This is a genomic window from Actinacidiphila sp. bgisy145, from assembly GCF_057708125.1.
The window spans coordinates 1-12,815 of sequence record NZ_JBYIRL010000037.1 but is presented as its reverse complement, the minus strand read 5'-3'; the positions used below and the strand labels follow the sequence as shown (position 1 = coordinate 12,815).

The 12,815-nt window shown below is 73.4% G+C and carries 12 protein-coding genes; 7 read left to right on the top strand and 5 right to left on the bottom strand.

All coding sequences use genetic code 11. The annotated features are described in order from the left end of the window. Positions 1–18: 18 nt before the first annotated feature. Entirely contained in the window at positions 19–1,377 is a 1,359-nt protein-coding gene (locus tag AC3ERT_RS28205) for an MFS transporter (protein ID WP_435177526.1), read from the bottom strand. Positions 1,378–1,563: 186 nt separating this feature from the next. Further along, entirely contained in the window at positions 1,564–2,331 is a 768-nt protein-coding gene (gene map, locus AC3ERT_RS28200; RefSeq protein ID WP_435129243.1) for a type I methionyl aminopeptidase, read from the bottom strand. Positions 2,332–2,387: 56 nt separating this feature from the next. On the opposite strand from map, the gene AC3ERT_RS28195 reads away from it, so the two are divergent. Then, positions 2,388–2,654, top strand: a complete 267-nt coding sequence (locus AC3ERT_RS28195; RefSeq protein ID WP_335974512.1) for a helix-turn-helix domain-containing protein — start codon at positions 2,388–2,390, stop codon at positions 2,652–2,654. A gap of 132 nt (positions 2,655–2,786) precedes the next feature. On the opposite strand, the gene AC3ERT_RS28190 is transcribed toward AC3ERT_RS28195, so the two are convergent. Next, complete coding sequence (locus tag AC3ERT_RS28190; RefSeq protein ID WP_335974515.1) at positions 2,787–4,211, bottom strand: MFS transporter; 1,425 nt, start codon at positions 4,209–4,211, stop codon at positions 2,787–2,789. Between the two features lie 172 nt (positions 4,212–4,383). On the opposite strand from AC3ERT_RS28190, the gene AC3ERT_RS28185 reads away from it, so the two are divergent. Together AC3ERT_RS28185 and AC3ERT_RS28180 are read left to right on the top strand one after the other, a co-directional pair. After that, a complete protein-coding gene (locus tag AC3ERT_RS28185) occupies positions 4,384–5,106 on the top strand; it encodes a TetR/AcrR family transcriptional regulator (protein WP_435129239.1) in 723 nt (240 codons plus the stop codon). Between the two features lie 446 nt (positions 5,107–5,552). Further along, complete coding sequence (locus tag AC3ERT_RS28180) at positions 5,553–7,976, top strand: endonuclease/exonuclease/phosphatase family protein (protein ID WP_435177619.1); 2,424 nt, start codon at positions 5,553–5,555, stop codon at positions 7,974–7,976. Between the two features lie 123 nt (positions 7,977–8,099). Here AC3ERT_RS28180 and AC3ERT_RS28175 read toward each other — a convergent pair whose 3' ends face one another. Beyond that, positions 8,100–8,744 carry a TetR/AcrR family transcriptional regulator gene (locus AC3ERT_RS28175; RefSeq protein ID WP_335974522.1) on the bottom strand — a complete coding sequence of 215 codons (645 nt, stop codon included), beginning with the start codon at positions 8,742–8,744 and terminating at the stop codon, positions 8,100–8,102. Positions 8,745–8,806: 62 nt separating this feature from the next. On the opposite strand from AC3ERT_RS28175, the gene AC3ERT_RS28170 reads away from it, so the two are divergent. The 3 genes from AC3ERT_RS28170 to AC3ERT_RS28160 are packed head-to-tail and all read left to right on the top strand — an operon-like array spanning position 8,807 to position 10,726. Next, on the top strand, positions 8,807–9,739 hold the full coding sequence (locus AC3ERT_RS28170) for an SDR family NAD(P)-dependent oxidoreductase (protein WP_435177524.1): 933 nt from the start codon (positions 8,807–8,809) through the stop codon (positions 9,737–9,739). A 59-nt stretch (positions 9,740–9,798) separates the two neighbouring features. Continuing rightward, a complete protein-coding gene (locus tag AC3ERT_RS28165; RefSeq protein WP_435177522.1) occupies positions 9,799–10,281 on the top strand; it encodes a cytidine deaminase family protein in 483 nt (160 codons plus the stop codon). A 19-nt stretch (positions 10,282–10,300) separates the two neighbouring features. Beyond that, positions 10,301–10,726 (top strand): hypothetical protein, encoded by a 426-nt coding sequence (locus AC3ERT_RS28160; RefSeq protein ID WP_335974532.1) that lies wholly within the window; start codon positions 10,301–10,303, stop codon positions 10,724–10,726. A gap of 70 nt (positions 10,727–10,796) precedes the next feature. Here AC3ERT_RS28160 and AC3ERT_RS28155 read toward each other — a convergent pair whose 3' ends face one another. Continuing rightward, entirely contained in the window at positions 10,797–11,207 is a 411-nt protein-coding gene (locus AC3ERT_RS28155; RefSeq protein ID WP_435129230.1) for an SRPBCC family protein, read from the bottom strand. A 510-nt stretch (positions 11,208–11,717) separates the two neighbouring features. On the opposite strand from AC3ERT_RS28155, the gene AC3ERT_RS28150 reads away from it, so the two are divergent. Continuing rightward, positions 11,718–12,755: a glycoside hydrolase family 16 protein gene (locus tag AC3ERT_RS28150; protein ID WP_435177520.1), complete on the top strand. Its 1,038-nt coding sequence runs from the start codon at positions 11,718–11,720 to the stop codon at positions 12,753–12,755. Positions 12,756–12,815: the final 60 nt, after the last annotated feature.

The following is a 12,815-nucleotide window of genomic DNA, read 5'->3' as shown; positions in this document are numbered from 1 at the left end:
TGCCCCCGGACCCGGCGGCTACGGGACGGCGCCGCGTGAGCGCACCACCACGAAGGCCACCGCCGAGGCGGCCACCACCGCGGCGGACGCGAGGAAGACCGAACCGGTGCCCGCGAACCCGGCCAGCGCGCCCAGCGCCGCGGCATCCACCGCCTGGGACAGGTCCATCGCCATGAAGAACGTCGAGTTCGCCAGCCCGCGCCGCGACTTGTCGGCGGCCAGCACCGCCAGCGCGCTCATCCCGGGCTGCGCGGTGCCCATGCCCCAGCCGTAGAAGGCGCCGCCGGCCATCAGCACGGCCAGGTCCGGCGACCAGTAGACGAGCAGCAGTCCGGCCACCACCGCCAGGATGCCCGCGGCGATGGTCCGCGTCACACCGAACCGCCGTTGCAGCCGGCCCCCGCCGATCCGGGCCACCGCGAGCATCACACCGCTGGCGGTGAAGAACAGGCCGGAGTTGGCGATGCCGCGCCCGGTCGTATAGGCGGCCATGAACGTGTTGATCGCGGCCACGCCCGACATGATGAAGAACATGATGGCCGCCGGGCGGGCCGCGTCCCGGTCCACCAGCCGGCTCCACCACGGTGGCCGGGCGGCGTCGGCACCGGCACCGGATTCCCCACCGGTAGCGGGCGCCTTGCCGGCAGCCCCGCCCGCACTGGCACCGGCACCGGCACCCGAACGCGCGCCCCCGCCCGTACCCGAGCCGGTATCCGCGTCCGCCGCCGCACCCGAGCCCCCCGCCTCCCGCTCCCGCCGGTGCTGCGCGGCCACCCTCCCCAGCGGCAACCGCACCAGCAGGTTCACCCCCGCCAGCACGAACACCACCACGAACGCGGCCCGGTAGCCGTACGCGTCCACCAGCGTCAGCGCCAGCCACGGCGCGAAGATCTGCGCCACGGTCTGCTCGATGCCGAGGTACCCGATCCCCTCCGACATCCGGCTCTCGGGGATCAGGTCGGTGGCGAGCGTCATCACGGCGGTGCCGTTGAAGCTGAACCCCAGCCCCTGCAACGCGCGTACGGCCAGCAGCAGCCACACCGGCAGCGCCAGTACGTAGAGGCCGGTCGCGACGAAGTAGAGCACCGAGCCGACGAGCATGACGGCGAACCGGCCGCGCACGTCCACCAGTTGCCCGGACAGCGGCCGGACCACGACCGCGGCGGCCATGTAGAACGTGGTGGTGAGCCCCGCCTCGGTCAGCGACACCCCGTTGTGCAGGGCATACAGCGGGACGACCGTGATCAGCATGTACGTGCAGATCCGCAGCAGCCCGTTGGCCGTCATCAGGCTCACGAACGGCAGAGTGAAGATCGGTTCCTGCCCCCGCCCGGCCACCGCGACGGCGGTGGCCGGCTCCGCGCTCGCGTCACTCACGCGTCTCGCTGCCTCTCCTCGGTCTCCCCGCCCGCGGAAACGCGACTGCGCGGATTTTCTTACCGTCGGCAATTACCTTAGGTCATTAGTTTGACTAAGGACAGCCCGGACGGAGGTACGGCGGCGGAGACCGGTGGACCTACGGCGACGGTGGCCGCCGGCGACGGAGCCGGCGGCGAGCCCTCTTCACGGCAGGGTCAGCACCCGCGGCCCCTCCTCCGTCACGGCGACGGTGTGCTCGATGTGCGCGGCGCGGCTGCCGTCGACGGTCCGCAGGGTCCACCCGTCGGGGTCGGTGACGTACGCGTCCCTCCCACCGGACATCAGCATCGGCTCGATCGCCAGCGCGAGGCCGTGCCGCAGCCGGTAGCCGCGGCCCGGGCGCCCGCGGCCCGGCACGGACGGGTCCTCGTGCATCTGCCGCCCGATGCCGTGGCCGCCGAAGTCCGCGGGCATGCCGCAGCCGACCGCGCGCGCCACCTCGCCGGTCGCGTGGCCGATGTCGCCGATGCGGTTGCCGACGACGGCGGCGGCGATGCCCGCGTCGAGCGCGCGCCGGGTGGCGTCGATCAGCTCGACGTCCTCGGGGCGGGGGGTGCCGACGATGAAGCTGATGGCGGCGTCACCGGTCCAGCCGTCGAGTCGGGCGCCGCAGTCGATGCTCACCAGGTCGCCGTCGCGCAGCCGGTAGCCGTCCGGGATGCCGTGCACGATGGCGTCGTTGACCGAGGCGCAGATCACCGCGGGGAACGGGGTGGGCGCGAAGGACGGCCGGTAGCCGAGGAAGGGCGACGTCGCGCCCGCCTCGGCCAGTACCGCGCGGGCGGCCTCGTCCAGTTCGGTGAGTGACACGCCGACCGCGGCGGCCGACCGCGTGGCGCCCAGCGCGTTGGCGACCACCCGCCCCGCCTCGCGCATCGCGTCCAGCGCCTCGTCCGTCTTGATCTCGACCATGGGCCGTTCTCCCCATTCTCATACCGGATAAGTATCCCGGTATTAGTATCACGTCCATGGTGCGAACTCCCCTCACCCCCGAAGAGCGGGCCCGCGGCGAGCGCCTCGGCGCCCTGCTGCGCGCAGCCCGCGGCGACCGCAGCATGACCGCCGTCGCGGCGGCCGCCGGCATCTCCGCGGAGACGCTGCGCAAGATCGAGACCGGCCGCGCCCCGACCCCGGCGTTCTTCACGATCACCGCGCTCGCCGGCGCCCTCGGCCTGTCCGCCGACCGCCTCGCCGCGGAGTGCGCGGCGCCCGAACACGAGCCCCTGAGCGCGTAAGGGCTCGGCACCCCGCCCACTACGGCAACCGCCCGCCCGCACCGCCCGGCCGAAGCCGGACGACACGAGCGGGCGGTGCGCCGTGCCGCGGCACCCCTCACGCGGCGGCGCCCCTCACGCCGCCGCACCCCCTCACGCCGCCGCGGCCGCCTCCGCGATCTGCTCCGCGCTCGGCGCCAACCGCGGCGACAGCGCGGTGACCGCGATCGCCACCACCATGAACGCCGCCGCCACCAGCAGGCCCCGGTGGAACCCGGCCACCAGCGCGTCGCTCTGCGCACTGCCGTGCGCCAGGTCGGAGGTGGTCTTGGAGGTGGACAGCGTGGTGACGACGGCGAGCCCGAGCGCACCGCCGACCTGGTTGAAGGCGGTGACCACACCGGAGGCGGCACCGGCCTCGTGGGCGGAGACGTCGGCGACCGCGGCGATCTGCGCCGGCACCGCCACCGACGTGATCCCCGCGCCGAACAGCAGCAGTCCGGGCAGGAGCTGGCCCGCGTACGGCCCGTCGGCGCCAGCCGTGGTGAGCAGCAGCAGCCCCGCGGTGCTCAGCAGCGCGCCGCCGATCTGCACCGGTCGGGTGCCGAACCGGGTGACCAGCGGGGTGGCCGCGACCGCGCCGAAGATCGCGGTGCCGCCCATCGGCAGGAACTCCACCCCGGCGTGCAGCGCGCTGCCGTGCCGGACCTGCTGGAGGAAGATCGCGGTGAGGAAGAACATCGACAGGAAGCCGGCGCCGTTGAGCGCCAGCGCGCCCCCGGCCGTGCTCAGCGCACGCGAGCGCAGCAGCCGCAGCGGGACCAGCGGCGCCACGGCGCGCGACTCGACCACGACGAAGCCCGCCAGCATGGCGGCCCCGGCGACCAGGCAGCCGATCACCTCGGGCGAGGACCAGCCGACCGGCTCGGCGCGCACCACGCCGTAGACGACCGCGAGCAGGCCGCCGGTGCCGAGCAGCGCGCCCGGCAGGTCGAACGACCGGGTGCCGGTGCGCGGCGGGAAGTGCCGGACGAACATCGGCGCGGCGACCACCAGGCCGATGACGATCGGCACGTTGACGATGAACACCCAGCGCCAGCTGAACGAGTCGACCAGCACGCCGCCCGCGACCACACCGAGGGTGCCGCCGAGGCCGGCGAGCCCGCCCCAGATGCCCATCGCGATGTTGCGGCGCCGGCCGTGCTCGAAGGTGACGGTGAGGATGGACAGCGCGGCCGGGGAGAGCAGCGCGCCGCCGAGCCCCTGCACCGCGCGGGCGGCGATCAGCAGTCCGGGCGAGCCGGCCAGGCCCCCGGCGAGCGAGGTCAGACCGAACAGCACGAGCCCGGCGACGAAGATCCGGCGCGCCCCGAGCAGGTCGGCCGCGCGCCCGCCGAGGAGCAGGAAACCGCCGAAGAGCAGGGTGTAGGCGCTGATCACCCATTGCAGGCCGTCGGTGCTGAAGCCGAGGTCGGAACGGATGTCGGGGAGCGCGACGTTCACGATCGTCACGTCGAGCACCACGATGAACTGGGCGAGGGCCAGCACGGTGAGCGTGGCCCAGGGACTGCGTCGCATGGCGTCTCCGCAGGTAACTGGTGTGAGCAGATCCGGACAGCCCGGACCGGGCGGGCACCCGTCGATGTGTACGACGTATGCTTACGGAGTCACCATACATGGAATGTGTACGCCGTAAACCATGGGCCCGACGCAACGGCCCCGAAGCACCGGAAACGACGGGGGAAGGCGGATGCCGGCGCTGCGTACGATGTACACCTACGAGTTGATCGGAAGGCGAGAGATGGCCGCGCACAAGCGACTCAACCGCGACGAGCTGATCGCGACGGCGCTGGCCGTGACCGATGCCGACGGACTGGACGCCGTCACGATCCGGCGGGTCGCGCAGCAGCACGACGTGACGCCGATGGCGCTCTACCGGCACTTCCCCGACAAGGACGGCCTGCTCGACGCGGTCGCCGAGAGCCTGCTCGCCTCGGTCGAGCTGCCCGAGCCGGACGACCGGCCGTGGTACGAGCAGTTGGAGGACACGCTGGCCGCCGTGCTCACGGCACTGGTGCCGCATCCGAACGCCGCCGTGCTGCTGCTCACCCGGATCACCGGGAGTGAGCCGGGCCTCGACCTCACCGAGCACGTGCTCGCGCAGCTCGACGCCGGGGGAATGAACGTCCAGCAGTCCGCCGACAGCGCCTGCCACGTGCTCACGGCACTGATCACGCTGGTGGTCGGCGAGCCCGGGAAGACCTCCGGCGACGCGGAGGACCAGGAGGCCGCGGTGCGCGCCGACCGGGCCCGGCTCAGCTCCCTGTCGCCGCGCCGCTATCCGCACATCGTCGCCGCCGCCGAGCCGCTGTCGGCGTGCGTGAGCGCCGAGTCGTACTACCGGCGCGGCGTCGAACTGATCGTCACTGGCCTGCGCGGCCTGACCGGCGCCACACGGCCGTCGGCAGGGTGACCACGGCACGCCCCGGCCCCGACTCCCCACCCCGGCCCGCCCGTTCCGCCCGTTCCGCCTGCTCCACCCCTTCCGGCCCGGTCCGCACCCCGGCGGAAGGCGGTGCTCGCGCCTGCTGACGCGCCCCGCCCGCACCGCCCGTCCCGAACGCCCGCTCCGCACCAGGGACATGCGGCGCGACCCCGCCGGCAGCGGCGGGTACCGAGAATTAACTCCGAATACCTTCTGCGGTCAGATCTACGCGCGTATCTTGAGCGCGTTCGCGCGTGTCTCCTCCTCCCTCCCCGGGGGCGGTGCGCCCGCGGCACCGTAAATCGCCCACCGCACAAAGGAGATCCACTCCGGTGTCGCACTCCCCTGAGGGCGCCTCGCGCCCCGCGAGACCCGGTACGACCGGCCCGGCCGAACCGGCCGCGTCCGCCACGCCCACGCCGCGCCCGGCCCTGCTGCGCAAGCGGGTCCTGCCGTTCGGCATAGCCGGCGCGGTGGTCCTGGCGGGGATCGGAGTCCACTCCGCCTTCGCCACGCCGTCCGCCGACGCGGTCGTCGCCGAGGTGTACGGCGGCGGCGGCAACTCCGGCGCCACGTACACCAACGACTTCGTCGAGCTGGCCAACTCCGGTGCCTCCGCGCTGGACCTGAGCGACTACAGCATCCAGTACCTGTCCGGCTCGCCGACCGCGACCTCCAAGTGGCAGACCACCGCGCTGACCGGCTCGCTGGCCGCAGGCGGCCGCTACCTGGTCGGCGAGGCCGCGGGCACCGGCGGCACCACCGCGCTGCCGACGCCGGACGCCACCGGCACCATCGCGATGTCCGGCACCTCCGGCACCATCGCCCTGGTGCAGGGCACCGACGCGCTGACCTGCGTGACGGCCGCCGACTGCGCCGCGGACTCCCGGGTGAAGGACCTCGTCGGCTACGGCACGGCCGTGGTCCACGAGGGCAGCGGCCCGGCCGCCGACGCGAGCAACACCGCGTCGGTCGCGCGCGGCGCCGGCCTGGCCGACACCGACGACAACGCCGCCGACTTCACCGCGGGCGACCCGACCCCGCAGAACTCCGCGGGCACCGGCGGCAGCGACCCGACGTCGCCGCCCACCACGCCGCCCACCACGCCGCCGACCTCCCCGCCGGCCACGGTGAAGATCCACGACATCCAGGGCGACACCCGGGTGTCGCCGTACGAGGGCAAGGCGGTCAGCGGCGTGACCGGCATCGTCACCGGTGTCCGCGCCTACGGCTCGTCGCAGGGCTTCTGGTTCCAGGACCCGAACCCGGACAGCGACCCGCGCACCAGCGAGGGCATCTTCGTCTACACCAGCTCCACTCCCACGGTCTCGGTCGGCGACAGCGTCACCGTCGCCGGAACGGTCTCCGACTACTACCCCGGCGGCTCCACCGCCGGCGGCCAGGCCGTCACGGAGATCACCAAGCCCACGGTGGCCACGGTCTCCAGCAACAACCCGGTGCCCGCCCCGGTCGTGCTGGACGACAAGGAGGTGCCCGACTCCTTCGCACCCAGCGCGGGCGGCGGTTCCATCGAGAGCCTCCCCCTGCGCCCGTCCGAATACGCGCTCGATTTGTATGCTTCCCTCGAAGGGATGAACGTCCAGATCGGCAGCAGCCGGGTGGTCGGCGCCACCGACCCGTACTCCGAGCTGTGGGTCACGGTGAAGCCGAAGCAGAACCCGACCAAGCGCGGCGGCACCCTCTACACCGGCTACGACGCCCCCAACTCCGGCCTCCTGATGGTGCAGTCGCTCATCCCGACCTCCACCTCCGCGTTCCCGACCGCCAACGTCGGCGACACGCTGAAGGGCACCACCACCGGCCCGCTGGACTACAACCAGTTCGGCGGCACGTACGCGCTCCAGGCCCGCACCCTCGGCACCGTCAAGAGCGGCGGGATCACCCCCGAGGTCACCGCGAAGGCGTCGTCGGACCAGGCGACCATCGCGACGTACAACGTGGAGAACCTCGCGCCGGACAACGACCAGTCGAAGTTCGACGCCCTGGCCAAGGGCCTGGTCACCAACCTGCGTTCGCCCGACGTGGTGGCGCTGGAGGAGATCCAGGACAACGACGGCGCCAAGGACGACGGCGTGGTCGCCGCCGACCAGACGCTGACGAAGCTCACCGCTGCGATCAAGGCGGCCGGCGGCCCGAGCTACCAGTGGCGTGAGATCGACCCGGTCAACGACAAGGACGGCGGCGAGCCCGGCGGCAACATCCGCTCGGTGTTCCTCTTCAACCCGGACCGGGTGAGCTTCGTCGACCGCGCCGGCGGCGACGCGACCACCGCGGTCGGCATCACCGGCACCGGCGACAAGACCGAACTGACCGCCTCCCCCGGCCGGATCGCGCCGAACGACTCCGCGTGGGACAGCAGCCGCAAGCCGCTGGCGGGCGAGTTCACCTTCCGCGGCAAGAAGCTGTTCGTGATCGCCAACCACTTCGACAGCAAGGGCGGCGACCAGGGCATCGACAGCCGCTTCCAGCCGCCGGTGCGCAGCTCCGAGGTGCAGCGGGTGCGCCAGGCCATCCTGGAGCACGACTTTGTGGCGCAGTTGGAGGCCGCCGACCCGAAGGCCGACGTCGTCGTCCTCGGCGACCTCAACGACTACCAGTTCTCGCCCGCGGTGACCTCCCTCACCGACAACGGCAAGGCGCTCACCGACCTGGTCAACACCCTTCCGGCCGCGGAGCGCTACTCCTACGTCTACGAGGGCAACTCCCAGGTGCTCGACCACATCCTGGTCAGCCCCGGCCTCGGCAAGCACGCGGACTACGACGTAGTCCACATCAACTCCGAGTTCGCGAACCAGACGAGTGACCACGACCCGCAGATCGTCCGGCTGAAGCCGTAACTCCCCACCGCACAGCGGTTCCCGGACGGCCGGCGGCGGCAACGCAAGTTGCCCCGCCGGCCGTTCGCCGTTCGCCGTGCGGCGATCCTGCGATCCTGCGATCCTGCGACCACCCGCCGCGGATCAGCCGCCGCGGACGAAGAGCGCGACCGCGTCGGCGATGATCGCGTCGACCTGGTCGGCGGGCATGCGGCGCGAGGTCACCAGCGCGGCGATGCCCTGGAAGGTGGCCAGGACGATCAGCAGCAGGCGCTCGGGGTCACCGGGCCGCAGCCCGCCGGACGCGTGGCCGCGGCGGACCAGCTCGTCGATCAGCACATACGGGCGCTCGTACGTCTTCGTGTCCGGCCCCTCGTCCTGCTTGACCGACATCATCAGGCCGAGCAGCGCGGCGTGCTCGGTGGCGAAGCGGACGTAGCTCGTCGCCACCGCGCGGAGCTGCGCCCCGAAATCCTCTCCCGCGCCGTCCGCCCCGTCCCCCGCGTCCCCGGCCTCCGCCCCGCGCACCTTCCCGCGCGCCTTTCCGCGTACCTCGTCGACCGCCGCGGCGATGTCCGCGCCGAGCCGGGCGAAGCCGACCTCCGCGAGCGCGTCGAGCAGCGCCTGGCGGTCGCGGAAGTGGCGGCTGGGGGCGCCGTGGCTGACCCCCACCTGGCGCGCGAGGTCGCGGAGCGCGATCTGCTCGGCCCCGCTCTCACGAAGGGTGCGCTCGGCGGCCGCGAGCAGGGCGGCGCGCAGGTGTCCATGGTGGTACGGGCGGTCCGGCATGCTGCCAGCATACGACGATGTTGTCATTGACATCATTGTAGGCAGCGCCTACTTTGGAGGGCATGACGACATTCACCTCCTCGGACCTGCCGGACCTCGCCGGCCGTACGGCGATCGTGACCGGCGCGAACAGCGGCGTGGGCCGCGCCACCGCCCACGCGCTCGCCGGAGCCGGCGCCCGCGTCGTCCTCGCCGTGCGCGACGTCGCGAAGGGCCGCGACGCGGCCGCCCGCATCCCGGGGACGACCGAGGTCCGCGAACTGGACCTCGCCGACCTCGCCTCCGTACGGGACTTCGCCGCGCGCTGGGAGGACCCGGTCGACCTCCTGGTCAACAACGCCGCCGCACCGCCGCCGTCCGGACTCCGGCACACCGCCGACGGGTTCGAGCTGCAGTTCGGCACCGGCCACCTCGGCCACTTCGCCCTGACCAACCTGCTGCTCCCCCACGTCACCGGCCGCGTGATCACGCTCGCCTCCCAGGCGGAACGGTTCGCGCACCTCGACCTCGCCGGACTCGACGCCCTGGCCGCGATGAACCGCGGCCCGGCGCAAGGGAGTCCGGCATCCGCCCCGTACAAGCCCTCGCGCGTCTACGGCCAGGTGAAACTGGCCAACCTCCTGTTCACCGCCGAGTTGCAGCGGCGCCTGACAGCCGCCGGGTCCGGCGTACTCGCGCACGCGGCGCACCCCGGCTACGTCGACACCGCCATCTACCGCGAGAACGGGCGCGTGTCCAAGGTCATGCTGCGCCTGCTCGCGCAGAGCCCCGAACAGGGCGCCCTCCCCGTCCTGTACGCGGCCGTCGCCGACCTGCCCGGGAACAGCTTCACCGGCCCCCGCCACCTGGCCCACATGCGCGGGTCCGCCGAGCTGATCCGCCGCTCCGAGGCGGCGCAGGACGCCGAACTCGCCGGCCGGCTGTGGACCCTGTCGGAGCAACTGACCGGCGTCGGCTGGCCGCTGGGGTCCGACCGGGCCGGCTCCCCCGTGTGAACCGCCGGGCAGGGCAAGCTGGGGACCGACCGACCAGACCCCACCCGAAGGCGCGAACGATGACCCCACCGAGCCCGAGCCCCAACTCCAGCCCCGACCCCAACCCGGCTGCGTCCACGGCCGCACCGCACCCGGTCGACCACGAACTGGTCCGCGCGGCCACGGCCCTCGCCGCCACCGCCTGCCGGGGCGACAACCACACCGTCGCGGCGGCGGGCCGCGCCCGGGACGGCCGCATCGTCACCGCCGTGAACGTCTACCACTTCACCGGCGGCCCCTGCGCCGAGCTGGTGGCGATCGGCGCCGCCGCGACCCAGGGCATCGACGACCTCGTGGCGATGGTCGCCGTGGGCGACCGCGACCGCGGGGTGATCCCGCCGTGCGGCCGCTGCCGCCAGGTGCTGCTCGACTACTTCCCCGCGCTCCACGTCGTCGTCGGCCCCGCGGACCGGCTGCGGTCCGTCCCGGTCGCCGAGTTGCTGCCCGAGAGCTACGTGTGGGCCGACCACCAACTCGACGCGTCCCAAGGCGCGCCCGAATAAAGGGAGTTACGATCGAAAGGTGGCGCGCAGCAGCTCCCGGCCCCGCCGGCTCACCGTCGGTGACACGACGTTCCTGTGGTCCGTCCGGCACCGGCACGACGGCGAGCCCGGGCGCTGGACCGACTGCCGCGAAGTGCTCTGCGTGCGCCGGCTCGACACGCGCGGCGGGCTGCGGATCGTCTTCCGCGGCGGCCCCGGCCGGCTCGTCCCCGACGGCTACGCCCCCTCCGGCGCCGTCGGCACCGCGGACGGCCCCTGGCTCAACCTCCACGAACCGGGCACCGTAAGGGCGTTCCTCGACGAGGCCACCGCACGCGGCTGGGACCCCGCCGCCCCGGCGCCCCAACAAGTCGACGGCTGGCCCCTGTTCAGCGCCGCGGCCGCGCGCAGACGAAGCACGGCACCTGGTGCGGCCTCGGGTGCGCCGCCGCACCGATCCCCCTGAGGCCCGGCGCCGGGCGCGCCAGCCCCTACGCCGCGCCCGCCCCACGCGAGTTCATGACCGGGGTCGGGCCCTACGCGGACTCCACCAGGTCGCGCAGCCGCTCCAGGTCGGCGGTGACCATCGCGGCGTCGCGCGCGAAGTCGGCGTCGCTCGTGCCCGGTTGGCGGCGCAGCGTGAAGACCACCACGCTGCCCACGCCGTCGGCGATCACCCGGACCGGGTTGTGGACGGTCTCCCCCGACGGCAGTGTCACGTCGTGGTCGAGCACCCCCAGCTCGTTGTGCGGGGCGAAGGCCACCACGACCCGGCCCATCGGCGAGTCCGCCGCGACCCACTCGCCCCCGACCTGCTCGATCGACCCGCCCAGCCCGCGGGCCCAGGCGGGCAGGTTCGCCGGGTCGGACGCGTACGCGTAGACCTCGCCGACCGCGCGGTCGATGTACACCCCGATATTCCGTGACCCCGCACCGTCGTTCGCCATACGCCCGATCCTAGGGCGGCCCGCCCTCCGCCGTCGCAGGCCGCGCGAAACGCGCCGCCGGCCGCCGCACTCGGCGGGCGTGCCTCCCCCCGGGCACCCGGGCATCCCCGGCACCCCGGCCCCGCAGGAGCCCGGCACCCCGGATGCGCGGGGCGGGAGTTGCGCAGGGTTTGTGTGGGACGCGCCTGGCGTCGGGGACACGGGTTGACGGGGCGAAACCGGGGCACTAGACCTTCTGTCTGACCAGAAGAGAGCGCTCTCACAGAGCGGTGCGGCCTGTACACGGTCCCCCACCCGGACAGGAGCAACTCATGGCAGCAGTATGCCCGCGGCAGGCGCGGGAGCCGGGTCGCAAACGGTTCCGGCCGCCCCCGGCCCGCCGCGAACCGCCCGCGTGGCCGGCCGCGCGCACCGGGCCGCGGCGCGCCCCGTGAACCGCGCACGCCTTCCGGTCACTTCGGCGCCGACGGGCGCTACCCCCCACATTTTCCGATCGGGACAGGAGACCACATGTCCAGCGGACCACTGCCAGAGCAGGAGATGACGCAGGGCGCCCCGCCGCTGACCGGCCGGGCCGCGCGGCGGCGCCGCAGGTCGCGGGCGCGGCTGGCGCTGACCGCGGTGGCCGTCGCCGCGCTGAGCCTCGCCGGGATGACCGCGGCGACGGGCACCGGCAGCGCGGCAGCCCCGGCCTCGCACGCCGCCGTCGCCGTCGCGCCCAGCGACGTGCCCGCGCCCCCGGCCGGCTTCACCACCACCTGGAGCGACGACTTCAACGGCGCCTCCGGCACCGGCGTGCCCTCCTCGGACTGGAAGTACGACACCGGCCCGGGCAGCAACTTCGGCACCGGTGAGATCGAGACGATGACCGACAGCACGTCGAACGTGTACGAGGACGGCAACGGCCACCTCGTGCTGAAGGCGCTGCACGACGGTTCGGACCCGGCCTCCGGCTGGACGTCGGGCCGGATCGAGACGCAGAGCGACAGCTTCGGCGCGCCCGCCGGCGGCGTGGTGATGATGCAGTCCTCGATCCAGCAGCCGGATCTGACCACGGCCAACGGGGCCGGCTACTGGCCGGCGTTCTGGATGCTCGGCTCGACGCTGCGCGACGGCGTGACCTGGCCGACCTCCGGCGAGGTGGACATCCTGGAGGACATCAACGCCCGCAGTTCGGTCTTCGGCACCCTGCACTGCGGCACCAACCCGGGCGGCCCGTGCAACGAGTCGACCGGCATCGGCTCCGGCGAGCACGCCTGCTCCGGCTGCCAGACCGGCTACCACACGTACGCGGTGCAGATCGACCGCTCGACCTCGCCCGAGCAGATCCGCTGGTACCTCGACGGGCAGAACTACTTCACCGTCAACTCCACCCAGGTCGACGCCACCACGTGGGCGAACGCGGTGGACCACCCGTTCTTCATCATCTACGACCTGGCGATGGGCGGCGGCTTCCCCGACGCGTTCGGCGGCGGCCCCAACGCCTCGACCGTCTCCGGCGGCCAGATGAACGTCGACTACGTGGCGGTCTACAACAAGGCCCCGTAAGGCCACCGGTCGCAAGCGCCACCGCACGGGACGCGGGGGGGGGGGGGGGGGGGAGAAGGA

Excerpts from the sequence above, each read along its gene's own strand:
- map (WP_435129243.1), bottom strand. The coding sequence starts at position 2,331 with ATGGTCGAGATCAAGACGGACGAGGCGCTGGACGCGATGCGCGAGGCG.
- AC3ERT_RS28150 (WP_435177520.1), top strand. The coding sequence starts at position 11,718 with ATGTCCAGCGGACCACTGCCAGAGCAGGAGATGACGCAGGGCGCCCCG.
- AC3ERT_RS28190 (WP_335974515.1), bottom strand. The coding sequence starts at position 4,211 with ATGCGACGCAGTCCCTGGGCCACGCTCACCGTGCTGGCCCTCGCCCAG.
- AC3ERT_RS28185 (WP_435129239.1), top strand. The coding sequence starts at position 4,384 with ATGCCGGCGCTGCGTACGATGTACACCTACGAGTTGATCGGAAGGCGA.
- AC3ERT_RS28170 (WP_435177524.1), top strand. The coding sequence starts at position 8,807 with ATGACGACATTCACCTCCTCGGACCTGCCGGACCTCGCCGGCCGTACG.
- AC3ERT_RS28195 (WP_335974512.1), top strand. The coding sequence starts at position 2,388 with ATGGTGCGAACTCCCCTCACCCCCGAAGAGCGGGCCCGCGGCGAGCGC.
- AC3ERT_RS28155 (WP_435129230.1), bottom strand. The coding sequence starts at position 11,207 with ATGGCGAACGACGGTGCGGGGTCACGGAATATCGGGGTGTACATCGAC.
- AC3ERT_RS28175 (WP_335974522.1), bottom strand. The coding sequence starts at position 8,744 with ATGCCGGACCGCCCGTACCACCATGGACACCTGCGCGCCGCCCTGCTC.
- AC3ERT_RS28165 (WP_435177522.1), top strand. The coding sequence starts at position 9,799 with ATGACCCCACCGAGCCCGAGCCCCAACTCCAGCCCCGACCCCAACCCG.